At 72.2% G+C, this 23134-nt stretch carries 21 protein-coding genes; 10 read left to right on the top strand and 11 right to left on the bottom strand.

From position 1 onward, the window contains the following. Positions 1–25: 25 nt before the first annotated feature. Positions 26–721 (bottom strand): response regulator transcription factor, encoded by a 696-nt coding sequence (locus ABZZ74_RS11800; RefSeq protein WP_356763644.1) that lies wholly within the window; start codon positions 719–721, stop codon positions 26–28. A 131-nt stretch (positions 722–852) separates the two neighbouring features. Between ABZZ74_RS11800 and ABZZ74_RS11795 the strand changes: the two genes are divergently transcribed. From ABZZ74_RS11795 to ABZZ74_RS11785, 3 genes are all read left to right on the top strand, one after another. Next, entirely contained in the window at positions 853–3171 is a 2319-nt protein-coding gene (locus ABZZ74_RS11795) for a hypothetical protein (RefSeq protein WP_356763642.1), read from the top strand. After that, entirely contained in the window at positions 3168–4487 is a 1320-nt protein-coding gene (locus ABZZ74_RS11790; RefSeq protein ID WP_356763640.1) for a S53 family peptidase, read from the top strand. The genes ABZZ74_RS11795 and ABZZ74_RS11790 overlap by 4 nt, the downstream gene beginning before the upstream one ends. A gap of 198 nt (positions 4488–4685) precedes the next feature. Then, on the top strand, positions 4686–5477 hold the full coding sequence (locus ABZZ74_RS11785; RefSeq protein WP_356763638.1) for a hypothetical protein: 792 nt from the start codon (positions 4686–4688) through the stop codon (positions 5475–5477). Positions 5478–5492: 15 nt separating this feature from the next. Here the strand turns inward: ABZZ74_RS11785 and ABZZ74_RS11780 are convergent, their stop codons facing one another. Beyond that, the gene (locus ABZZ74_RS11780) at positions 5493–6788 is read right to left on the bottom strand and encodes an RICIN domain-containing protein (protein ID WP_356763750.1); all 1296 of its coding nucleotides are present in this window, start codon (positions 6786–6788) and stop codon (positions 5493–5495) included. Positions 6789–7395: 607 nt separating this feature from the next. Between ABZZ74_RS11780 and ABZZ74_RS11775 the strand changes: the two genes are divergently transcribed. Together ABZZ74_RS11775 and ABZZ74_RS11770 are read left to right on the top strand one after the other, a co-directional pair. Further along, positions 7396–8304: a polysaccharide deacetylase family protein gene (locus ABZZ74_RS11775; protein ID WP_356763636.1), complete on the top strand. Its 909-nt coding sequence runs from the start codon at positions 7396–7398 to the stop codon at positions 8302–8304. Positions 8305–8484: 180 nt separating this feature from the next. Further along, complete coding sequence (locus ABZZ74_RS11770; protein ID WP_356763634.1) at positions 8485–9786, top strand: alpha/beta hydrolase-fold protein; 1302 nt, start codon at positions 8485–8487, stop codon at positions 9784–9786. A 74-nt stretch (positions 9787–9860) separates the two neighbouring features. Here the strand turns inward: ABZZ74_RS11770 and ABZZ74_RS11765 are convergent, their stop codons facing one another. Both ABZZ74_RS11765 and ABZZ74_RS11760 read right to left on the bottom strand, forming a co-directional pair. After that, positions 9861–10727: an LLM class flavin-dependent oxidoreductase gene (locus ABZZ74_RS11765; protein WP_356763632.1), complete on the bottom strand. Its 867-nt coding sequence runs from the start codon at positions 10725–10727 to the stop codon at positions 9861–9863. A gap of 169 nt (positions 10728–10896) precedes the next feature. Continuing rightward, the gene (locus ABZZ74_RS11760) at positions 10897–11055 is read right to left on the bottom strand and encodes a hypothetical protein (RefSeq protein ID WP_356763630.1); all 159 of its coding nucleotides are present in this window, start codon (positions 11053–11055) and stop codon (positions 10897–10899) included. Between the two features lie 249 nt (positions 11056–11304). Here ABZZ74_RS11760 and ABZZ74_RS11755 point away from each other — a divergent pair, with 249 nt between their 5' ends. Continuing rightward, a complete protein-coding gene (locus tag ABZZ74_RS11755; RefSeq protein ID WP_356763628.1) occupies positions 11305–11829 on the top strand; it encodes a hypothetical protein in 525 nt (174 codons plus the stop codon). Here the strand turns inward: ABZZ74_RS11755 and ABZZ74_RS11750 are convergent. Further along, on the bottom strand, positions 11822–12304 hold the full coding sequence (locus ABZZ74_RS11750) for a hypothetical protein (RefSeq protein WP_356763626.1): 483 nt from the start codon (positions 12302–12304) through the stop codon (positions 11822–11824). The two genes, ABZZ74_RS11755 and ABZZ74_RS11750, sit on opposite strands and share 8 nt — an antisense overlap. A 564-nt stretch (positions 12305–12868) precedes the next feature. Continuing rightward, positions 12869–13555 (bottom strand): ANTAR domain-containing protein, encoded by a 687-nt coding sequence (locus tag ABZZ74_RS11745; protein ID WP_356763624.1) that lies wholly within the window; start codon positions 13553–13555, stop codon positions 12869–12871. 261 nt (positions 13556–13816) lie between these two features. On the opposite strand from ABZZ74_RS11745, the gene ABZZ74_RS11740 reads away from it, so the two are divergent. The 3 genes from ABZZ74_RS11740 to ABZZ74_RS11730 all read left to right on the top strand — a co-directional run bounded on the left by ABZZ74_RS11740 (position 13817) and on the right by ABZZ74_RS11730 (position 16140). Continuing rightward, positions 13817–14170, top strand: coding sequence for an STAS domain-containing protein (locus tag ABZZ74_RS11740; protein ID WP_356763622.1), 354 nt, complete (start codon positions 13817–13819; stop codon positions 14168–14170). Then, positions 14167–15108, top strand: coding sequence for a sensor histidine kinase (locus ABZZ74_RS11735; RefSeq protein ID WP_356763620.1), 942 nt, complete (start codon positions 14167–14169; stop codon positions 15106–15108). Before ABZZ74_RS11740 ends, ABZZ74_RS11735 begins: the two co-directional genes overlap by 4 nt. Before the next feature lie 114 nt (positions 15109–15222). Continuing rightward, positions 15223–16140, top strand: coding sequence for a DUF4231 domain-containing protein (locus tag ABZZ74_RS11730; protein WP_356763618.1), 918 nt, complete (start codon positions 15223–15225; stop codon positions 16138–16140). Between the two features lie 43 nt (positions 16141–16183). Here the strand turns inward: ABZZ74_RS11730 and ABZZ74_RS11725 are convergent, their stop codons facing one another. From ABZZ74_RS11725 to ABZZ74_RS11705, 5 genes are all read right to left on the bottom strand, one after another. Further along, positions 16184–16720 (bottom strand): hypothetical protein, encoded by a 537-nt coding sequence (locus ABZZ74_RS11725; protein WP_356763616.1) that lies wholly within the window; start codon positions 16718–16720, stop codon positions 16184–16186. A 132-nt stretch (positions 16721–16852) separates the two neighbouring features. After that, positions 16853–17890: a rod shape-determining protein gene (locus ABZZ74_RS11720; protein WP_356763614.1), complete on the bottom strand. Its 1038-nt coding sequence runs from the start codon at positions 17888–17890 to the stop codon at positions 16853–16855. 203 nt (positions 17891–18093) lie between these two features. Further along, entirely contained in the window at positions 18094–19539 is a 1446-nt protein-coding gene (locus ABZZ74_RS11715; protein WP_356763612.1) for a carboxyl transferase domain-containing protein, read from the bottom strand. Further along, a complete protein-coding gene (locus tag ABZZ74_RS11710) occupies positions 19532–20977 on the bottom strand; it encodes an acyl-CoA synthetase (protein WP_356763610.1) in 1446 nt (481 codons plus the stop codon). Before ABZZ74_RS11710 ends, ABZZ74_RS11715 begins: the two co-directional genes overlap by 8 nt. An 84-nt stretch (positions 20978–21061) precedes the next feature. Continuing rightward, positions 21062–22108 carry a MerR family transcriptional regulator gene (locus ABZZ74_RS11705; protein ID WP_356763608.1) on the bottom strand — a complete coding sequence of 349 codons (1047 nt, stop codon included), beginning with the start codon at positions 22106–22108 and terminating at the stop codon, positions 21062–21064. Between the two features lie 153 nt (positions 22109–22261). Here ABZZ74_RS11705 and ABZZ74_RS11700 point away from each other — a divergent pair, with 153 nt between their 5' ends. Continuing rightward, entirely contained in the window at positions 22262–23134 is an 873-nt protein-coding gene (locus tag ABZZ74_RS11700; RefSeq protein ID WP_356763606.1) for a hypothetical protein, read from the top strand.

Below are 23134 nucleotides of genomic sequence, written 5' to 3'. Positions count from 1 at the left end.
GACGTATGCTGCGGCACCTGAGATGTCACCGGGGACTGTTGAACCGGTAGCCGAACCCCCGGACGGTCTGGACGTAACGCGGTTGCCGCGGGGGTTCGCCCAGCTTGGTCCGCAGGCGTTTGACGCAGGCGTCCACCAGCCGGACGTCACCGTGGTAGCCGTGTTCCCAGACGGCTTCCAGGAGTTGCTGGCGACTGAACACGCGGCCGGGGGAGGCGGACAGGGACAGCAGCAGCCGTAACTCGGAGGGTGCCAGCGGGACTTCGGCGCCCGCACAGGTGACGCTGAGCCCGGCCCGGTCGATGCGGAGCTCGCCGTACGTCTCGATCGTCGGGCCACCACCGTCCGGTGCCGGTCCCGTGTCGAGGCGGCGCAGTACGGCGCGGATCCTGGCCTCGAGCACCCGGGCCTGGACGGGTTTGACGACGTAGTCGTCCGCACCGGTTTCGAGTCCGACCACGATGTCCATGTCGTCGCCCATCGCCGTCACCATGATGATCGGCACCTGGCTGTCGGCGCGGATCCGTCGGCACACCTCCAGACCGGTCATCCCCGGCAGCATCAGATCGAGCACCACGACGTCCGGCCGGAACGCCCGGAGTCGGTCCAGCCCCTCCTCCCCGGTGGCGGCCGCGGCGACGTCGTGCCCCTGGCGGCGCAGGGCCAGCCGGGCCCCTTCGCGGACGCCGGGATCGTCTTCGACGAGGAGCACACGAGGCATGCGCTCAGTATCGGCGGCGCCCGTCGACCGATCGCGGCGCTGTTACACGATGATCACATAGCCGGGGCTGTTGCGGTCCGGTCATATTCCCAACCGGTCGCGATCACATGGCTGGTCCAGCCTGGGCGTCCATGACCACACCGACGGGGCCCCGCCCCAGATCAACCCTGTCCTCCAGCAGGCTCTCAACGACCGGAGCCCTGGCCCTGGGCGTCCTGGTGACCGCCGCGGCCACCCTCGGTGCCCCGGCCCTCGCCGCCCAGGAAACCCCGCCGGGCAAGGCGGTCCTGGAGGTTTCCGACACCCGTACCGTCACGCTGGTGACGGGCGACCGGGTCACGGTCACCTCGAGGTCCGGGCAGCCGAGCGTCCTCGCCGTGCGCCCGGCCTCGCACACCTCCGGCAACGGTTCGTTCCTCTCCTTCCAGGACGGTTCCGGGGACCGCTATGTGATCCCCGCCGTGGCCCAGCCGTACGTCGGCAGGCAGTTGGACCTCTCGCTGTTCGACGTGACCGCGCTGGCCAAGGGGACGACGGCGGCCGGCCGCGTCCCGGTGACCGTGTCCTACGCCCGGGGCGCGAAGCCGAGCACCCCCACCGGGCTGACGCTGACGTCCACGAGTGGTACCTCGGCCCGCGGGTACACCACGGCCGCCTCCGGCAGGAAGCTGACGCGGCTGCTGAAGCAGCGGATCGCCGCCGACGTGAAGGCCGGTCACCGGCCGGGCAGCACCCCGCTGTTCACGGGAGTCACCTCCGTGGGCCGCACCGGCGCGAGCACGAAGAACGCGACGGCGGGCGGCGGCGCCTCGGCCAAGTACAAGCTGAACATCCTCCGGATCACCGCGGAGGACCGGTCCGGCGCCGGGTTCAACGGGCAGGTCCTGGTGACCAACACCGACGACGCCACCAGGATGAGCGTGGTCGTCCCGGTGGACGACGGCATCGAGAAGGTCGCCGTGCCCTCCGGTCACTACAGCCTGGCCGCGCCGGTCGTGGACTTCGACGCCTCCGGCAACGTCACCGCGCAGTCCCTGGTCACGCTGACCGACCTCGACGTGACCGGCGCGACCACCACGGACCTGGACGCCCGTACGGCCACGGCGCAGGTCACCGCCGCCACACCGCGCCCGGCCACGGCCGACTACGCCGCCGCCACCTGGGGCCGTACCGACGTCACCGACGTCGCCGACGGCTCCATCGACTGGGCTCCCACCGCCTCGGCGGTCACCACCGACACCACCCCCGTCTACGTCAATCCCCAGCCGGCCGCCACGACCGGCAAGGTCGCCTACTTCACCCAGTGGTCCGGCCACGGCCCGGCCACCGGCGACCCCTACCGCTACGACCTCGCCGGGCGGCTCTCCGACGCGGTGACGGCCGACCAGCGGATCACGGTCACCGGCAAGCAGCTCGCCGCCGTACGGCAACGCTACGTCCGCGACCCCGCGGCCTCCCCGGACGGCATCATCACCAGCGGTGAACTCGGCCCCGGGCTCCCGGCCGCCTTCTCGGCGGCGGTGCCGCAGACCATGCCGGCCCGGGTGACCGACTACCTGAGCGCCAACAACGGCGGTGTCTGGGTCCAGCAGTCCTTCCCCGGCACGAGCCTCGCCTTCACCTCGGGCGACCGTCCCTTCACCGCCGGCCGCACCTACACGCAGGACTGGGCCCGCGGGCCGATCGGCCTGGGACTGGGTCAGTACACCCGCGGCCCGTTCGGCGGCTCGGACTGCTCGGCCTGTCTCGCGGACGGCAACCTGTTGGCCTACCTCTCCACGACCGACAGCGAGGCCGACCACGACGGCGGCCCCAGCGTCTACGACGAGCAGCCGGCCGCCTTCGCCGCCCAGCTCTACCGGGACGGCACCCTGCTGGACGACAGGCCCGGCAACACGGCGGTCTACGTCGACGGTCAGACCGCGCCCGACGCCCGCTACCGCCTGGTGGCCGACCAGGACTTCAGCGGTGACAGCACCCTGAGCCAGTCCACCACCGCCCGCACCGAGCTGACCTTCGGGCTGCCCTCGGCGAACGACACCCACTCCCTGCTGCCGGCCCCGTTCACCTGCGAAGGACAGTCGGCGTCCACGCCCTGCCGGGTGCTGCCGCTGCTCACCGCGCGCTTCGACCTGGCCGCGGACGACCTGAACACCAGTCACCGGACCACGCAGAGCATGGGCCTGGACATCTCGCACGTGACCTTCGGCGGGGCCGGTTCGCGGGCGGCGATCACCTCCGCCACCGTTGAGGTCTCCTTCGACGGCGGCACGACCTGGCAGAAGACCGCCCTGCACGGGTCGAAGGGCCACTACCGGGCCCGCTGGTCCAACCCGGCCTCCGCGCGCGGCAGCAGCCCGGCGCTCCGCGTCACCGCCGCCGACGCCGACGGCAACGGTCTCACCGAGACCATCACACACGCCTACTCCGTCGCGGCCACCACCTCATGACGACCCCCGCCCCCGACCGGGAGAACCAGGAGAACGAGCCCCGGATGACAGCCCACCCCAGACGCGTCACCCGCCTGATACGGGCCGCCCGCCCCGCCGTGACCGCCCTGCTCGTCGCCCTCGCGCTCCCCGCCGCCGGCACCGCCCACGCGGCCGGCACCGCGAGCGCGCGGCCGAACGTCGAGCACGCCTGCGCCACCGCCCCCGCCGGACAGGCCCGGTGCCTCGCCCTGGTCCGCACCGACGTCCACGGCGGCCTGGGCGTACGCGGACCGGCCGCGGCCGCCAGGCTCCGCGCCGGCGCGACCACCGCGGACACCCGGCTCCCCGACGGCTACGGCCCGGCCGACCTGCGCGCCGCCTACCGGCTGCCCGCGACCGGCGGCGAGGACCAGACCATCGCCCTGGTCGACGCCTACGACGACCCGACCGCGGAGGCCGACCTCGCCGTCTACCGCGCGACCTACGGACTGCCCCCGTGCACCACGGACAACGGCTGCTTCCGCAAGGTCAACCAGCGCGGTGACACCGGGCCCCTGCCGGCGTCCGGCGCGGTCAGCGGCTGGGCCACCGAGACGGCGCTCGACCTGGAGATGGCCTCCGCCGCCTGCCCCCGCTGCCGCATCCTGCTGGTCGAGGCCGACCAACCCACCATCGGTGACCTGGCCGCAGCGGTGGACACCTCCGTCGCCCTGGGCGCCACCGAGGTGTCCAACAGCTACGGCGGCACCGAGAACCACGGCACGACCGCCTTCGCGAAGGACTACAGCCACCCCGGCGTGGCGGTGGTCGCCTCCTCCGGCGACTCCGGCTACACCGTCCCGAGCTTCCCGGCGGCGTACTCCGGCGTGGTCGCGGTGGGCGGCACCTCGCTCAACCGCGCCGACAACGACCGGGGTTGGCAGGAGACCGCCTGGTCCGGGTCGGGCAGCGGCTGCTCGGCCTGGGTGGACAAACCGGCCTGGCAGCAGGACACCGACTGCCCCGGCCGCACGATCGCGGACGTCTCCGCCGTCGCCGACCCCGACACCGGACTCGCGGTCTACGTCACCTCCGTGCCGCGCGGCAGCGGCGGCTGGACGATCGTCGGCGGCACCAGCGCCTCCGCACCGTACGTGGCCGGCGTGATCGCGCTCGCGGGCCACCCCGGCGCCTACGCGGACGCCTCCCGCCTCTACTCCGCCCCGGCGGCGAGCCTCAACGACGTCACCGACGGCTCGAACGGCAACTGCGAGGGCGACTACATCTGCACCGCGGTACCGGGCTACGACGCCCCCACCGGCAACGGAACCCCGAACGGACTCGCGGCCTTCTGACCGACCCGTCCGCGGCGGTGTCCGCGTCCGACCTGCCGACCCCGGCCCGGCGGACGCGAACACCGCCTTTTCTTTCGAAGAACTGCCGGCAACCTCGGGACAACCACCACGGGCCCGAGAGTGTCCAACACGCGTGACGCATCATCAGGTCTCGCCATGGGGAGACGGGCGAGTCCTCCGATCCCGAAGGGGAAAGCCATGCGTATCCGCCCGGCCCTCGCCGCCGTGTCCCTCGCCACCGCCCTGTCCGCGTCGGTGGTTCCCGCAGCCGCCCACGCGGCGGACCGGGCCGCCCCCAGTGACACCACCTTCTCGGACGTCGTCGTCAACGGCGGCAAGGACATCGTGCTCGGCCTGACCACCAAGCGGACCGTCACCATCACCTGGAGGGCCACGGACCCGGACGGCGTCGCGAAGACCTGGGCCTACCTGTGGCACGGTCCCAACACCGACGACGCCGACGGCCACCTGCCCCTGTATCCGCCGCCGGGCACCTGCACGGTCTCGGCCACCGACCCCACCACCTCCGACTGCACCGTGAGCTTCGGGGTGGACGCGAAGCGGGACTTCCGCCACAACGGCCTCGCCGGCACCTGGAAGGTGCTCGCCGAGGCACAGGACACCACCGACGACTGGACGGACGCCGACGTCGCCGGCACGGCGCAGTTCAAGCGGTACGCAACGCTGACGGTCAACGCCTCGCCCGAGCCGGTGAAGAAGGGCCGGACCATCACCGTCACCGGCAAGCTGACCCGCGCCGACTGGGGGAGCGGGAAGTACACCGGCTACCAGGGGCGGCCGGTGCTGCTGCAGTTCCGCAAGAAGGACAGCGACACCTACACCACCCTCAAGACCGTCACCAGCGGCAGCGGCGGCTCGCTGAAAACCACCACCAAGGCCACCAGGGACGGCTACTTCCGCTTCGTCTTCGCCGGCACGGCCACGACCGGACCGGCGAAGACGGCGGGGGACTTCGTCGACGTCAGGTGACGTACCGGCGGCCGCTCACAGCGTCCACTGCTGACCGGTGGCACCGGTGCCGGTCAGCTGGACGACGCCGGCGCCCGCGGTGGTGGAGGAGGAGTCAACCCCGATGTTCAGCCCGCTGCCCACGTTGACCAGCATGAACTTGGTGCCGGTGAGGCTGCCGACCAGATCGGCGGCGAACTGCTGGTTGGCACCGCCGTTACAGGTCCACTGCTGCAACTGGACGTTCTCCGCGGTGGACTTGCTCGGTACGTCCAGACACAGGCCGCTCTTCACGCTCTTGAGCGTGTAGACGTTGTCCGCCACCCGGTTCAGCGTCCACTTCTGGTTGTCGCCACCGTTGGACTGCCACTGGATGACCTTGGCACCGTTCGCCGTCGACCCGCCCGAGACGTCCATCAGCATCGAGCTGCCCGCATTGGTGAGGGTGTGCACCGCGTTGGTGGGCACACCGGAGTCGGGCGTCCAGGTGCCGGCGGCGGTGTCGAGGGACCAGTTCGGGTACTGGCCGAGGTTGACCACGGTGCCCCGGATGGTCAACGGCAGCCAGATCAGCGGGGAGTTGCCGAGATCACCGGTGGTCCACCGGTCACCGGCGTAGAGGTAGGTGGTGCCGGAACTCCCCTGCACGGTGATGATGTTGGCCGTCTGGCTGTTGTAGGTGTGGGTGCCGGGCGCCGCGAAGTCGCGCATCGGCGCCCATGGTCCGCTCAGCGAGGTGGCGGTGGTGTAGACGTTGTCGTTGGCGCTCCAGCCGGTCAGATGGGAGGCGAGCAGGTAGTAGACGCCGTTGCTCTTCACCATCGCGGGCGCCTCGTAGCTGGCCGAGCCGCTGCCGCCCAGCACGGCCACCGCGCTGTCGACGGAGAGGTAGTCGGCGGAGAGCCGGTAGATGTGCAGGCCGTTGTTGCGGTCCTCGCTCAGCAGATAGGCGGTGCCGTCGGTGTCCTGGAAGAGGTTCATGTCCCGGCTGAGGTTGCCCATCGGGCGGAAGCTGCCGCGGTAGCTGTAGGGCCCGCAGGGGGTGCTGCTGGTGGCCACGCCGACCCGCGCGTCGCCGTAGTTGGTGCTGTCGATGTGCATGTACATCACGTACGTGCTGGTCGACGCGTTGTAGATGACCTTCGGCCGCTCCACGACCCGGCTCGGGCCCAGGTCGCCGCTCGCCTGCTTGGCCAGGGCCACGCCCTGGTACGTCCAGGTGGCCAGATCGGTGGACGTGTAGCAGGGGATGTCCTGGAAGGACGTGTCCGACGAGGTCTCGCCCGTCTTGTCCTCGCCGAAGCCGTACCAGGTACCGCCGACCTTGACGATGCCCAGCCCGTGCAGCTGGAGGGTGTTGCCGTTCTGGTCGGTCCTGGTCGCGCCCAGGGTGAAGGAGACGGTGGCGGCATTGGCGGGCGTGGCGGGCAGCAGCAGTGGCGCGAGGCCCGCGAGCAGGGCGAGGAACGCGGCGCAGGCCGTCCGCCACCGCTCGCGCGGGGGTCAGTCTTGGGGGGCTCGATCGGGCATGGTTCCGCCTCTCCTTCGAGGTCCCGACGTCATGCCGTCGGCGTTCAGTGGGCCATGAGAGCCGCCTGTCCACCGGGACGTCAAGAAGCGTGCGATCGACTTTGTTTGTTCATGAAGGAATGGGTGGGCGGGTATGCCGTATTGGCGCTTTTCCCGTGCGGAACTGTTGACCTCCCGCCCCAGCCGTGCTGTTCGTTTGTGTTCGGCTTGCTCAGCTGAGAGGTGCACCGCCATGGAGGTTCCAGCCCGCCCGGTGTCGCGCCGGGAGCTGCTCGGCCGGGATGGTTCGGTCGGGTGCGGCAAATGATCAACAAAGGATTGTTGGGGAAGGCTTGTCCGGTGTGCGGTCGGGGGCGGGGAGCGCGCTGCTTAGCATGGCCGACGGACGTTTCGGCAGGTGGGGGAGTGGATGAGTACGACTCGGCGGCTGGTGCTGGCGGCCTTGGCGGGGGGAGCGTTGACCGCCTGCGGGGCGCCGGGGAAGCCCACCGGACCGGCAGCGGCGACGACCCCCTCCGCCTCCTCTCTCTCCCCCACTCCCGCTCCCCCCACGGCGGACTCCTCCGCCGCCCCCTCGCCCACCGTGACGGTCAGGCCGGCTCGCCTTCCCGCCGTCACCCGGGCCGAGATCGTCGCGCGTTACGGTCACGCCGTGCCCCGCACGTGGGGCTTCGACGCACCGGGCGTACTGCATCGGCTCCCCGTCGGCCAGAAGGCCATCGCGCTGACCTTCGACGCCTGCGGAGGCCGGGGCGGCAGCGGCTACGACCGTGCCCTGATCGACTTTCTGCGCAGGCGCGAGATACCGGCGACGCTGTTCCTCAACTCCCGCTGGATCGACGCCAACCCGGCCGTCTTCCGCCGCCTCGCCGCCGAGCCGCTCTTCGAGATCGCCAACCACGGCACCCGTCACCTCCCCCTCTCCGTGACCGGCCGCTCCGCCTACGGCATCCCCGGCACCCGCAGCGCCGCCGAGGTCTACGACGAGGTCGCCGGAAACCGGGCGGAGCTGACCCGGCTGCTGGGCAGCCCACCGCGTTTCTTCCGCTCCGGCACCGCGTACTGCGACGACGTGGCGGCCGGCATCGTCACCGCGCTCGGCGAACGGTTCGCCGGCTTCTCCGTCAACGGCGACGCGGGCGCCACCTTCAGCCCCGAACAGGTCAGCACGACCGTCGGCTCGGCCCCGGCCGGCTCCGTCGTCATCTGCCACATGAACCACCCTGAGGGCGGCACGGCCCGCGGCATCGCATCCGCCGTCCCCCGCCTGCTGGCATCGGGCCACACCTTCGTACGCCTCTCGGAGGCGTGGCACTGAGCAGCGGTGCGTGCGGTCCCCATGACCTTCGTCACTCGTGGGGGCGGGATTCCCTGTATGACATAGCGGAACAGGCCATGTCTTACGCCTAAAACTCTCGTTACGGAACGCGGAAGGCTCTTCTGCCCTCCTTCTGTGCGTAGGAACTGTGCACGGGCAGGAAGTCAGGGACTGAGTGACATGGGTTTGACCAGTCAAACGACCGTATACGCGATGGTGGCGCTGGCCGCCCTCTGTGTGGCGCTGCTGGTCTGGCTGTGGCCACGGTTCGCGAAGCCGGGACTGTGGCATGTGCTGGGCCGGCTGGGCGCCATCGGGGTGACGCAGGTGACCATCGTCGCGGCGTTCGCCTGCGCGGTGAACTCGTCGTACCAGTTCTTCGGCTCCTGGGGCGAGCTGTTCGGCCACGTCGACACCGCTCCCGTCGGTGTGACGCAGGCGGCCGACCAGAACGGTGACGGGGCGGTGAACGGCATAAGCAGTGTCCACGGCTCGCTCGTGCAGCCCGCCGGGAACGACCAGCTCAGCCGGGTCAGCGGACTGCCCAACGGCCCGGCCGCGTCCGTCGGGCGGGTGGAGTCGGTCAAGATCATCGGCAAGCGCACCGGTGTGGTCGACCCGGCCTTCGTCTATCTGCCGCCGCAGTACTTCCAGAAGGCGTACCACCGCCAGCGCTTCCCGGTGATCGTCGCGCTCAGCGGCTACCCGGGTTCCATCTTCAACCTCGCGCAGCACCTGCGGGTCCCGCAGACCGCCGCGGACCTGCAGAGCAAGGGCCAGATGCAGCCGACGATCGTGGTGATGATCCGGCCCACCATCGCCCCGCCCCGCGACACCGAGTGCGTGAACGTCCCCGGCGGACCGCAGACCGAGACGTTCCTGGCGAAGGACCTCCCCGAGGCCATCAAGTCCGTCTACCGGGCCGGTCACTACGCCAGCGCCTGGGGCGTCATGGGCTACTCCTCGGGTGCCAGCTGCGCCCTCCAGCTCGCGATGCGCGATCCGCACGTCTACACCACGGCCGCGGCCCTGTCGCCCGACTACCGGGTCAAGGACGACCCCACCACCGGCAACCTCTTCGGCAGCGGTCTGGGCCGTCAGGCCCGGGTCAACGGCCACGACCTGATGTGGCGGCTGAAGCACCTGCCGGCGCCCCAGGTCTCGGTCCTGGTCGCCACCAGCAAGCACGGTGAGAAGGGCTACACGCAGACCCAGGCCTTCATCAAGGCCGTCAAGGCGCCCATGCGGGTGGCCTCGATCCTCCCGGACAACGGCAGCCACAACTTCCCCACCTGGGTACGGGAGATGCCCGCCACCCTGACCTGGATGAACGACCAGCTGACCTTCCCGCAGGACGTCACCCCCCAGCCCAAGAAGAAGACGACCACGGCCCAGGGCGGCACCCCCAAGCCCCGCCCGGACCGCAGCCCGCTCCGCGCGGAGGGCACGGAGCCCAGGCCCACGGCGGCGACGCGCAAGTAGCGAATACGACGGCAAAGGGGCCGGAGCGAGAGCTCCGGCCCCCTCCTTTTCTTGCCGCGGGGCGGCGGGCCCGGTCAGCGGTGGGTCAGTATGGCTTCCAGTTGACGTAGGGGCTCCGCGCCCGCGATGCGCAGGACGACCGTGTTCGCGCCGGCCGTCGCCAGGTCGTGGATGCGGGACGCGGCCTGGGGGGCCGGGCCCGAGACCGTGAAGACCTCCTCCTGCGGGCGGCCGAGCCAGGCGGCGTGGCCCTCGACGTGGGGACGCAGGGCGCCGGCCACCTCGTCGGGGTCGTCACCGACGGCCGCGAAGGCGAGGACCGTAAGAGTGTGGTCGGATGGCGCGCCGCCCTTCGAGACGAGCGCGCGGGCGTTCGCCAGGTCGGCGGGACCGTGGCCCTCGGTGATCACCGTGCCGTCCGCGACCCGGCCGGAGAGTTCGAGGGAGCGGGGGCGTACGACGCCGGCGACGACCGGCGGGACCTCGGCCGGCGGATGGACCAGTTGGATCTCGTTCAAGTGGACTTCCCGGCCCGCCAGATTCAGGCGCTCGCCTCGCAGCAGGGTCCGTACCGACGTGATCGTCTCCTCCAGCAGGGCCAGCGGGGAGCGAGGGGCGACGCCCGCCTGGGCCATCCACTCCGGGACGCCGTGACCGATCCCCGCCACCAGCCGGCCGGGGAACACCCGGGCCAGGGTGGCCAGTTCCATGGCCAGCAGCGCCGGGCTGCGCAGCGGCGCGGGGGCGATGCCGATGCCCACCCGGACGCGTTCCGTCGCCGCCAGCGCCACGGCCGCCGCCGACACCCCGCCGTTCCAGCCGAGGTCCTCCACCACCCACAGGTCGTCCACACCGAGTTCCTCGGCCCGCCGGGCGAAGCCGGGCAGGTCCTCCGGGGCCCAGTCGCGGTCGTACATCACGCCGATGCGTACGTTCGTCATGACGTTGGAACCTAGGCGCTGAGGACATGTCGATCAACGGCGTATCCGGCCGGGTGGGGGCGGCGGCCGGGGCGGCGGTGGGGTGGTGCGGTTGTCGAGTGTTGGGAAAAGGCGGGCCAGAGCTCGCCGACGCGCCTACGCTCGCGTCGAAGGAGGGTGCCATGGCCGCTCACGCGAAACCGATCGGGATTTGGTGGTTGATCACGCTGACGGCCGTGACCGCGGCGGTGATCGGAGTCGTCGTCGCCCAGGCCGACTCCGGTGAGGCCTCGCCGCCGGCCCCGGCCACGTCGACCTCCAGCACGCCGCCCGCGGGCGCGCCGAGCACGCTGACCACCTCTCCGTAGGCCGGTCGGTCCCGCCGGGCCGACCGTGCGAGCTCCTGGGCGGGCTGGTTTCCAGCGGGTTGCCCAACGCCCAAGGGGTTCCCAGGTATTGGGCAATCGAGGGCCATGGCGCGGTAAGGCTTGGGCGAGGTAGTTGATTCTTTGGCCAACGGTTCTACCCGCATAGACCCTCAGGGTGCTGTCATGCCCACGACCGCCCGGACAACCCGGGCCGATCGCGGGAGACCCCCATGCGTCCCACGCGCCGCCTCACCGCCATGACCACGTCCCTCAGCCTCGGCGTCGCCGGACTGATCCTCAGCACCGGCTCGGCCGCCCACGCCGCCAGTTGCTCGCAGGACTATCTGCCGCTGCCGGACCCGACCTGCCAGCCCGGCGCCTACAACCCCGACGTCACCCAGGCCACCATCGACTCCACGATCTGCGTGTCCGGCTGGACCGCCACCGTACGGCCGTCGACCTCGTACACCAACGCGCTCATGGTCAAGCAGATAGCCGAGTACGGCTACGACGACACCAGTACGTCCGACTACGAGGAGGACCACCTCGTGCCGCTCGAACTCGGCGGCGCGCCCAAGAGCGAGCAGAACCTCTGGCCCGAGCCCCGCTACGGCGACGAGACAGCCGCGAGCAAGGACTCCGTGGAGAACAAGATGAAGAAGGCCGTCTGCAACGGCACGGTGGATCTCGACGACGCGCGTGCGGCCATCGCGAGCGACTGGACCACCGCGTTGTCCTCGCTCGGCCTCAGCTGACCTCGGCGCGCAGACCGTCGCGCAGGCCGTCACGCAGGCGACGCAGGTCGTCGGCGTGGCGGCCGAGGCCGTTCAGGCGCAGCCGCGCGGCCTCGGTACGGGGGTCGGGGTGGACCGTGAAGGCCAGGTTCAGGGACTCGCGCAGCATCCACAGGTCGTAGGCCAGCAGACGTGCGGCCCGGTCCTGGGCCAGGGCCAGGTCCGGGTCGGTGAGGCGGAGATCCTGCAGGCGGGTGCGCAGACGGTGCAGGGCGATGCTCTGGCGGCCGCAGGCGCGGGCCGTGAGGCAGGAGACGGGACCCGGTTCGCCGCAGGCGGCCACCGCCGCGTCGGCCGGCGACTGCGCTGCCACCGCCTCGTCCAGGACGGCGACCAGGGCCCGTAGCTGGGCCGGGCGGGGCGGCCGGGGTGGGGTGGGACGGCGGGGAAACTGCAGGAGGCGCGGGAGCCGTAGGGACAGACGGGGTGTGCACATGGCGCCCTCCGGGTGGGCCCTCCGGGTGGGCCTCCAGTGTGCGCCTTCGGGGGCGGTGTGGGGGATGGTGCGGTGGGGGCCTTTCGGGGGCGGGGGCCTTTCGGGATGGGGCCTTTCGAGATGGAGCCGGAAGGTCACCGAGTTCTCGGGGTCGGTCACTCGGGGGCAGTCCGGACCGGCCGTTTCGCGGAGGTCGTGTGGGCTGGTCACCCTCCGCTCCGCTCCGCTCCGTTCCGTTTTCGTGAGGGGTGAGATGGGGCCTTGTCGGTCGGAAACGATCCTCAACGGGCCGGGTTGTCTCGGGGTCGCCCTCCTCCCCGGGGAGTAGCGGGTCATGCCCCGTCTCCTGCCGGGGAGTTAGGACAGGTGACTTCGTGGGCACGATGTGCCGGGAAGGCGCGGGGACCAGGCTGGTTCACGTCAGCCGGAGGGACTTCCCAGGCCCGAGGAGGCGTCATGAACCGCCAGATCCGCGTCCGCGTCAACCGCCGCCCCAGCACGCCCCGCGACACGACCATCGACCGCAGGACCCCGTCGGGCCGGATCCTGCCGTACTGACGGCCGTCATGAACTGCCGTGCAGACGGCGCGAGATCGCCGTACGAAGGGCTCGGCGCACCTCCTCCGGGGGCGGCGGGCCCTTGGACTCCGCCACGGCCACGACCGCGGCGGCGACCGCGCGCAGCTTGATGTTGGAGTGCTGGGAGGCCTCCTGCAGGATGTCCCAGGCCTGTTCCGATGTGCAGCCATGCGTGGCCATCAGCACGCCGCGCGCCTGGTCGATGACCGGGCGGGAGACGATCGCCTGCCGCAACTGCTCGATCTCCACCCGCAGTTCGTCCAGCTGCTCGGCGCGCTCCAGGGCGACCGCGGAGGTGGTGCGCGGCCCCGCCGTCCGGTCGGACGCGTGCCGCAGCGGGTCCTCGGTGTCCAGCCCGACCAGCTCCAGGATCCGGCGCGGCTGCCCGTTCCAGTGCGTGGCCCGCACCGGGACGCGGTGCCGCCGGCCGTAGGCGTCGAGCAGGTCGAGGAACTGCAGCCCCGCCGTGTCCATGAAGACGACGTCCTTCATGTCCAGATCGACCGCGCTGACCCGGTCCGGGAGTTCATCCAGTTTCCTGGCCAGGGTGTCCGCACAGCCCCTGACTAGCTCGCCGCGCGGAGTGAGCACGGCGTGCCCCTCCACCACACGGCCGTCGATGACCAGGGTGTTCAACCGCCCTCCGAGGGGTGTGTGTGCCGCAGAGGTCATGTCCGCCTCGCTGCTCCCGACAGTCGTCTCGACGTTGAGTCACCGATCGCCACCGGGTGTGGCCGCGAGGCCGTACCGGAACCCCGCGGGGACCTGGCGGTGCTGACAGACGCCTGCCCGAAGCGCGCCGGTGTATACCCCCGTGACGGGGAATGAGCGGAGGAGTGGGCGGGGAATGACCGGCCCGTGTCGCGGGTACCCCCCAATCGTCCAGAAGACGGAGGGTAGGGTACGGAAGCCCGTGGTGGGAGAGGAGACCGCGTGGGTGTCCGGAACCAGGCTCCCCGTCCGGCCGAGGTGTCACCGCCGTTGCTGACGGTGTCCTCGCTGCCGGGGTGCCATGGGCTGCGCGTGGCGGGCGAGGTGAGCCTGGTGACGCGCGTCGACTGGGAACGGGCCCTGGAGCGGGCCGTGCGCGAGGGTGGGCGGGTGTACCGGCTGGAGCTGTCGGCCGTGACCTTCGTCGACGTGGCGGGAGCGGGCGCGCTGGCGGCCGCCGCGCAGACCCTCGAGGAGGGCAGGAGGATCGTGCTGCAGCAACCGCCACCGACCCTGCGTCGCCTGCTGGACATGTTCTGGCCCGGGCTGCCGGCGATCGAGGTGCATACGCCATGACCGTCACGACCGAGCGCCACGACCCCTTTGTCCACCCCGCACTCTTCTACACCGACGAGCGGGAGTACCTGGAGGGCACCGTCCCCTTCGTCCGGGCGGCCCTCAAGGCCGGTGAACCGGTCGCCGTCGCCGTGCCGACGGAGAACCTCCGGCTGATCCGCGACGGCCTGGGGGCCGCCGCCGACGCCGTACGGTTCCTGGACATGCGGGAGGCCGGCCGCAACCCCGGCCGGATCATCCCCGGCGTGCTGCGGGCCTTCACCGACGCCCAGCCCTCCGGCACCCGCGTCCACATCATCGGCGAGCCGATCTGGGCCGGCCGCAGCGCCACCGAGTACCCCGCCTGCGTCCAGCACGAGGCGCTGATCAATGCCGCCTTCCAGGGGCGTACGGCGACCATCCTGTGCCCGTACGACACCCGGCGGCTGGCCCCCGAGGTCATCGCCGACGCCTACGCCACCCACCCCACCCTTGTGCGTGGCGGGTCCGGCGTGGCGGAGGACAGCAGCGCGTACGCCCCCGGCGAGATCGTCGCCCGCTACAACGAACCCCTGCCGCCGGTCCCGGACGCCCCGGTGTTCGCCTTCCGGGCCGCCTCCCTCAGCGACGTGCGCCACCTGGCCGTGGCCGAGGCCGCCCGGCTGGGCCTGACGTCCGCGCGGCTCGAGGACCTGGCCCTGGTCACCGCCGAACTGACCACCAACAGCGTGGTGCACGGCGGCGGTTCGGGCTCAATGCGGGTGTGGGCGGAGGGCGACTCCGTGGTGTGCGAGGTACGGGACGCGGGCCGCATCACCGACCCCCTGGCCGGCCGCCGGCCCGCCTCCCGCGACCAACGCGGCGGCCGCGGCCTGCTGTTGGTCAACCTGGTCGCCGACCTGGTCCGCCTGCACACCGACGACGAGGGGACGACGGTGCGCTGCTGGTTCGGGCGCTGACGGCTGCCGCGAACCTCCGCCGCGCGGGACTGGCTTCCTTACGCATTCACTTTTTACGCTGGAAGCCGGGGGCGCGCGGAGACTCGGGGGCGCGCAGTGGACTCAGGGGGCTTCATGGGAGCCGCGACATCTCCCGTACCGAGCACGACACTGAGCGATCAGGACCTGCCACCGCTGTTCCGGGTGAGTGACCAGTGGGCGCTGCGTCATCAGAGCGAGTCCTTCCGGGCCGTCCGCACTCACCTCATCGTGCTTCTCCTGGCCACCACGGCCGCCGCGCTGACCGAGCGGGCCTCCGGGCATGTGTGGACGGTGTGCGCCGCCGCGCTGTACGCGGCGACTATCGCCCTCGGGCTGCGCACCTCGCGCCGCCGCTCCCGGGCCCGCTGGCAGGCGCACCGGGCGGCGGCCGAAGTGCTGAAGTCGCTGGCCTGGCAGTACATGGTGCACGGCGGCCCCTTTCACTCCCGGGTCGCGGACCCGGACGCCGTGTTCGCGGCGCGGCTGGAGGAGCGGCTGCGGGAGCTGCGCAGTTGCGGCTGGGAGGACTCCCGTGGGGGGACGTGGGAGCGGGGCGAGGGGCAGATCACTCCGCAGATGCGGGCGGTACGGGCCAAGTCGTTCGCCGCACGCCGGGACATCTATCTGCGCGACCGGCTCCTGGAGCAGACGGTCTGGTACAAGAACCGGGCCTCGCGAGCGCACCGCGCCGCCGCCCGCTGGTCGGCCGTCACCGCCGTCCTGACCCTGCTGGCGCTGACGGCGGCCATGCTGCGTGCCTTCGGGCTGATCGGGGGCGCGGACCTCGCGGGACTGCTGAGCGCGGCCGCGGCGGCGGGCGTCGCCTGGCAGGAGGTACGGCGGCACGGACCGCTGACCCACGCCCACTCCCTCATCGAACAGGACCTGGAGACGGCCCGGATCGCGATGTCCACCACGGTGACGGAGGCGGGGTGGGCCGACGCGGTGGGGGAGGCGGAGCGTCTGATGTCACCGGCGCACACGGAGTGGCTGGTGCGGTTCGGCAGTTGAGGGCAGTTGAGGGCAGTTGGTGGCAGGGGACGGCGGGTGCGTGTCAGTCCCGGTGCACGCCGTCCCGCCACAGCACGGTCACCGGCACCCCGGTGCGCCGCGCGTACGCCACGATGTCGCCCGTGCCGCCCGGGCCGCGGGCCGGGCGGCCGTCCCAGACGGCGATCAGCCGGTCGGAGTGGTCCACGATCCAGCGGCCCGCCGCGAAGTACGCCTCCTCGTGCGTCGGTTGGAGGGGCAGGTCGACGCGGGTCGCGCAGGAGCCCAGGAGCCTGCGGTAGGTGCTGCGGGTCTCGGCGTCGCCCAGATGGGCCTCGTAGTCCATGCCCGGTATCACGGCCGTCACCGGGACGCCATGGGCCAGTGCGATGTCCGCGAACAACTGGTCGGCGCCGGCCGCCAGACTGCTGATGGCCTCCAACTCGACGCCCCCGGCCCTGAATTCGCGCCGCAGGGCGGACCGGACGTAGGGCAGGACGGACGGCGGGATCGAGCGGTGTCCGGTCACCCCGATGCGGGTGACGCTGAGGCGGGGGGCCGCGGCCGCCGCGTCGAGGAACTGGGTGGTATGGATTGTCACGGAGCGTCCCCTCCCGTCACCATCGGTGAATACACCCTAACCCAGGGCGACATGGCGCGCACGGGGCGCACCGGTTCACATCCGGTGACCGCCGGGGCCGGGTGGCCCATGGTGGACCCGGGTCCTCGAGGCTCAGGTGGCCAGCGGGTCGAGGACCAGTGGCTCGATCTTGCCCTCCAGCATGTACCCCAGACCCTGTACGGCGCACACGTCCGGCCGTTCGGCGATGTGCACCGGCATGCCGGTGGCCGCGCGGAGCATCTGGTCGAGGCCGGGGAGCAGGGCGGAGCCGCCGACCATCATGATTCCGCGGTCGGCGAGGTCGGCGACCAGGTCGGGCGGGCAGTCGCGCAGGACGCGTCCGATGCCGTCGAGCACGGCGGTCAGGGGCGTCTCGATGGCGTCCCGTACGGCGGCGGTGTCGACCCGCACGGAACGGGCGAGGCCGGTGGCGACGTCCCGTCCGTGGATCTCGGTGGAGGCGGGCCCCTGGAGGGTGAGGCCGTTGCCGGAGAGGGCGAGCTGCAGGGGCCGTACCGACTGGCTGGGCAGCATCAACTCGTGCTCGTGGCGCAGATGTTGGACGATGGCATGGTCCACGGCCTCACCGCCCACGGGGACGCGCTCGGCGGTCACGATGGACCCCAGGGACAGCACGGCCACCTGGGTGGCCGCGGCCCCGCACACCATGATCATGGTGGCTTCCGGGCGCTCCACGGGCAGCCCGCACCCCACGGCGGCGGCGATGAGGGTGTCCACCAGTTCCACGCGCCGGGCGCCCAGCCCCACGAGCGTCTCGATGGCGGCCCGCTGGGCGAGCGGATCGGCGTCGTGCGGGGTGCACGCCGCCGCGCGCAGGAAGGGCTTGCGGCGCAGGGTGCGGCGGACCTTGTCGCCGAGCAGGTGCCGGAGCATGCGCTGCGCCATCTCGATGTCGACGACGGTTCCGCCGGAGACGGGGCGGACGACGCGGATGTAGTGCGGGGTACGGCCCGTCATCTTCTCCGCGAACTCGCCGACGGCGATCAGGGCGCCGGTCTTGGTGTTCACGGCGGCGACGGAGGGCTGGTCGACGACGAGTCCGGCGCCCTTCACATAGACGCGGGTCCGGGCCGCCCCCAGGTCGACGGCGAAATGGCAGCGGCGCAGCTGCTCCAGACTGGCGGTCATGGCGGGTCCTCCCGAGAGCACAGACCGTGGGGACCGCCGGGTGGGCGGACCTCGTTCCTCGGCCCGCCGTGCGGCGAGCCTTACTGGAATCGTGCGGGGGTGGGAGTGGTGGCGCCGCTTGGAGGGGGCCGGGTGGGGTGCGGCTGAATGGGGGTTTTGCAGTATATAGCCTCATGTAAAGCAGAAATAAAGCCCACTGCCGTTCATGCCTGACGCCCGCGCGGTGGCGGCCCCGAGATGCCGCGGATGACGCCCAGGTCCACCAAGTCCTGCGGGCGGATGCGGAGTTGGTCGGCGGTCGGTTCGGCCTGTTGTGGCGGGCGTTTCAGGATCGCGGCCGCGAGCTCCGGTGCGATGACGGAGAAGTAGCCGTCCGGGGTGGCGTACGTGTTGCCGGGGGCCGCCAGGGCCAGCGCGCCGCCGGAACCGCCCTCGCCGATGACCAGGGTCGTGATCGGGGTGCGGGCGGCGGCCACCGCGCCGAACAGTTCCGCGATCGCCGCCCCGGCGCCCTGCCGCTCGGCCTCCGCGTCATTCGCGGCGCCGGGGGTGTCCACCAGGGTCAGGACGGGAATCCCGAGCCGGTCCGCGAGACGGATCAGCCGGGCGGCGGTGCGGTAGCCGGCGGGCCGGGTCGCGGTGCCGGCCTGCGCGGCGAAGGCGACGGTACGACCGTCCCGCTCACCGAACCCGCAGAGCATCCCGGGATCGGTGCCACCGCACCGGTCACCGCTGAGAGCGAGGCGACGGGTGAAGTAGGTGTCCAAGTAGGCTTCGGCGCGCGGGCGTTGAGGCGAACGAGCCCGTTGCACGGCCTCCCAGCCGGTGCGTGGGAGGTCGGTGGAGCCGAGGGCGTGGGGCACGGGGGCGGGTTCGATGCCGGACCGGGGTACTGGTGTGTCACCGACCATGCCGAAGAACTCGGCGTGCCCGTCCGTTCCCCGCTGCTTCCCCCCGCCCGTCCCTCCGTCCGTCAGCAGTCGCAGCCAAAGGCCCAGCGTCTGCCGGAGTTCCGCCAGTGGTACCACCGCGTCCGCCGTGCCGTTCGCCACCTGGGCCTCCGCCGTGTACGCCGACGGGTCCGCGTCGGGTGGACGCACCCGGGAGCCGGCGAAGCCGACCTGGGCCCGGGGGAGCGCGAGGACGATGTCCGCTCCGGCACCCAGGGTGGCCCAGCCGCCGCCCGTCGTCGGGTCGCGCAGGACGGCGATCTGGGGCAGTCCGGCCTCTCGCGTGAGCGCCGACTGGCGGGCCACACGCTGGAGTTGGGTCAGGGCGAGCATGCCCTCCTGCATGCGGCTGCCGCCCGTGGCGACCAGGGGGACGACCGGCAGACCCTGTTCGCGGGCGTGGCCGTACGCCGCCTCCAGCCGGTCGCCGGTGCGTTCGCCGAGCGAGCCGCCGAGGAAGCCGAACTCGAAGGCGATCAGCACGGCCCGCGTGCCCAGGACGCTCGCGGTGCCGCAGACCACGGACTCCGACTCGCCGGTGCGTTCGGTGGCGCGGGCGCGTGAGGCGTCGTAACCCTGCCAGGTGAGGGGGCCGTCGGGGGCGGACTCCCGGGTGGGGGAGGGGAGTTCGGTGAAGGTGGCGGGGTCCGTGAGCAGTGCGAGGAACTCTCGGGCCGCGAGGCGTTCGGTGTCAGTCACGGGTCAGGGCCCGCTTCATGATCTTGCCCATGTCGTTGCGGGGGAGGGAGGAGAGGAAGTGCACGACTCGGGGGCGCTTGTGGGGGGCGAGGCGGCGCGCGACATGGTCCGCCAACTCGCTGTCGGACGGGGGTGACTGGGGGTCAGCCGGTACCACCCAGGCCACGATCCGCTCGCCCAGGTCCGCGTCCGGCTCCCCGGTCACCGCCGCCTCCCGGACCCCCGGATGCTCCAGCAGCGCGTTCTCGATCTCTCCGGCCCCGATCTTGTAACCCCCGCTCTTGATCAGGTCGGTGGCCTTGCGGCCGACGATCCGGACGTAGCCGTCGGGGTCGCGCACCGCCATGTCGCCGGTGCGGAACCAGCCGTCGGCGGTGAAGGCCCCGGCGGTGGCGTCGGGCCGGTTGAGGTAGCCGGTGAAGAGGTTCGGGCCACGCACCTGGATCTCGCCCACGGTCTCGCCGTCGTACGCCGTGATCGGCGTCCCGTCCTCCTCCACGAGCCGCAGGTCCACGCCCGGCAGCGGCAGGCCGACGGTGCCGGGGCGCGGCTCGCCGTCCGCCCGGACGCTGGTGTTCATCAGCGTCTCCGTCATGCCGTAGCGCTCCACGACCCGCTGTCCGGTCGCTGCCGTGATGCGCTCGTGGTCGTGCACGGGGAGGGCCGCGGAGCCGGAGACGAGCAGCCGGGCCCGGCCCAGCGCCCGGCCCAGCTCCGGTTGCTCCGGCAGGGCCTGGGCGATGCGGTGGTACATCGTCGGTACGCCGAACAGCATGGTGGCGCCGTTGTCGAGCTCGTGCGCCACGCCCTCGGTGGTGAAGCGGCCCAGGTGCCGGACCGAGCCGCCGCGCCGGAGCGGGCCGAGGATGCCCAGCACCAGGCCGTGCACATGGAACAGCGGCAGCCCGTGCACGAGGACGTCGTCGCCGGTCCACTGCCAGGCGTCGGCGAGCGCGTCCAGGGTGTGCGCGATCGCCCGACGGGGGATGACGGCGCCCTTGGGCGGGCCGGTGGTGCCGGAGGTGTAGACGACGAGGGCGGGGTCCTCATCGGCGACGGCGGGGGAGGGGAGGGTGCTCCCGGCGCCGGTGACCTCGACATCCAGGCGCGCCAAGTCCCGTACCGGCGAGGGGAGTTCGTCGCCGGGCGCGGCCAGGACCAGGACCGGTGCGCTGTCGGACAGGATGTGCCCGAGCTCCTTCTCGCCCGACTTCGGGTTGAGCGGCACGGCGGCCACCCCGGCGCGCAGCGCGGCGACCACCGCGACGGCGGTCTCCAGCGCGGGCGTGGCCCACACCGCGACTCTGCTGCCGACGGGCAGCCGTGCCGCCAGGGCACCGGTCGCGCCCGCCAGCTCGGCATAGGTCATCGACCGGTCGCCGAACCGCAGGGCGACCTGCCCGTGCGGGCTCTCCAGGGCCGGGAAGAGAGAGGACACGCGATCTCCTGTCCGTGTGCACGCGAGCGTTGAGTCCGGTCAGAACTGGACCCTACCCACGAGTGACGGACCGGGTGCGGGCGCCTACGCCGGCACCACGTCCGCCACCACACAGCTGACGTTGTCCGGGCCGCCCGCCGCGTTGGCCTCCGTGACCAGGCCGTGGACCGCCTCGGCGGGCGTCCGCGCGCCGGCGAGGAGGGTGCGCACGCGGGCGTCGGGGACGACCGTGGGGAGGCCGTCGGAGCACAGCAGGTAGCGGTCGCCCGGCCTCGTCTCGTGCAGCCCCAGGTCCGGGGTGCCGGTGGTGAGGGCCTTGAGGAGTAGGCTGCGCTGCGGATGGGCCGTCGCTTCCTCCGGGGTGAGACGGCCCTCGTCGATCAGCGACTGGACCATCGTGTGGTCGTGCGTGATCCGGAACAGTCCGCCGTCGCGGAGCAGATAGGCGCGGCAGTCGCCGATGTGGACCAGGGCGAGCCGGGAGCCCGTCCAGAGGAGGGCGGTCAGGGTCGTGCCGTTCTCGTCGGCGCCGTCGGACACGTCACGGACCGCCTCGGTCGCGCCCCGCACCGCCTCCTCCAGCACGTTCAGGACGTCCCCCGCCGGCAGCTCGTCCGTGTCCAGGAAGCGCAGGGCCTCCACGGCCGCGCTGCTCGCGGGCGCCCCGGCCGGCCCGTAACCGTCGGCCACCGCGAGCAGCCGCGCCCCCGCGTACGCCGTGTCCTGGTTGGCGGGGCGCACCCGGCCGGGGTGGGAGTGGGCGAAGTAGCGCAGTTCCAGCATGTCGGTGTCCTTTCCCGGCTCCCGCAGGAGCTCCTCGACGAGGAACGCGGCGAGGTCCCGCCGTACCGCCGGCTCCGCCTCCACCCGCGACCAGTACGCGCGGATCTCCCGGGCCGCCTCCGCCGGGCGTAGCGCGCACACCTCGCGGATACGGGCCAGCGGCATCCCCAGCCGTCGCAGCCAGGCCACCAGCCGGGCCTGTTCCAGCTGGTCGGCCGCGTAGTAGCGGTAACCGGTGTCCGGGTCGACGCGGGCCGGACGCAGCAGGTCCAGCTCGTCGTACAGGCGCAGCGCCTTCGGGGACAGCCGGGAGGCCGTGGCGAAGGCACCGATCGTCAGCATTTCCATGGCATTCCATCCCCGCCCCATCCGTTCCTCGCCCCTTTCGTTCCTCGCCCGATGCTGGGGCTTCCCCGAGGGGGAAGGTCAAACCGGTTGCCGTGGTCGTGGCCGTCCTGGTTAGCCTGCGATGGTCCGGCCCGCACCCGAACGGAGTCCCCCGTGCCCCGCATCGCCCTCGCCACCTACGATTCCCGGCCTCTGCCCAACCGCGACCGCGACCTGCCCGTGCTGCTGGCCGCGCTGCGCGAGGCGGGGGCCGAGGCGGACGCCGTGTGCTGGGACGACACCGAGGCCGACTGGGCCGCGTACGACCTGGTCGTCATCCGCTCGACCTGGGACTACAGCTGGCGCGCGGCCGAGTTCGTGGCCTGGGCGCACAAGTGCGGCACGGCCACCCGGCTCGCCAACCCGGCCGAGGTGGTGCGCTGGAACACCGACAAGCGGTACGTCGGCGACCTCGCCGCGGCCGGCGTGCCCGTGGTCCCCACCCGCTACCTCGCCCCCGGCGACGCCCCGGACCTCCCCGAGGACCACGAGTACGTCGTCAAGCCCACCTCCGGCGCGGGGGCCCGGTATGCGGCGCGTTACACGCCCGGGCAGCGCGAGGAGGCCGTACGGCATCTCCAGCGCATGCACGAGGAGGGGTTCACGGCGATGGTGCAGCCGTACATGCGCGCCATCGACACCGGCGGTGAGCGCGCGCTGCAGTTCTTCGGCGGCCGTCTGCTGCACGCCAGCCGCAAGCGGGCCGTCCTCGAACCCGGTGCCGCCTACGACGCCGACAAGGTGCCCCACCCCGACCTGGAGCCCTGGACGCCGACCCCGGCCGAACTCGCCGTCGCCGAACGCGCTCTGGCCGCCGTACCGGACGCGCCGAAGCTGCTGTACGCGCGCGTGGACCTCGTGGACGGGGACGACGGACAGCCGCGGGTGATGGAGCTGGAGCTGGTGGAGCCGAACCTGTTCCTGTTCCTGCATCCGGGGTCGGTGGAGAAGGTCGTGGCGGCGGTACTGGAGGCGGCCGACAGGTGA

Origin of the sequence: Streptomyces sp. NPDC006476 (assembly GCF_040612015.1) — a bacterium.
Classification (GTDB): Bacteria; Actinomycetota; Actinomycetes; order Streptomycetales; family Streptomycetaceae; genus Streptomyces; species Streptomyces griseorubiginosus_B.
The sequence above is the reverse complement of the archived record's forward strand: the minus strand, read 5'-3'. Positions and strand labels throughout refer to the sequence as shown.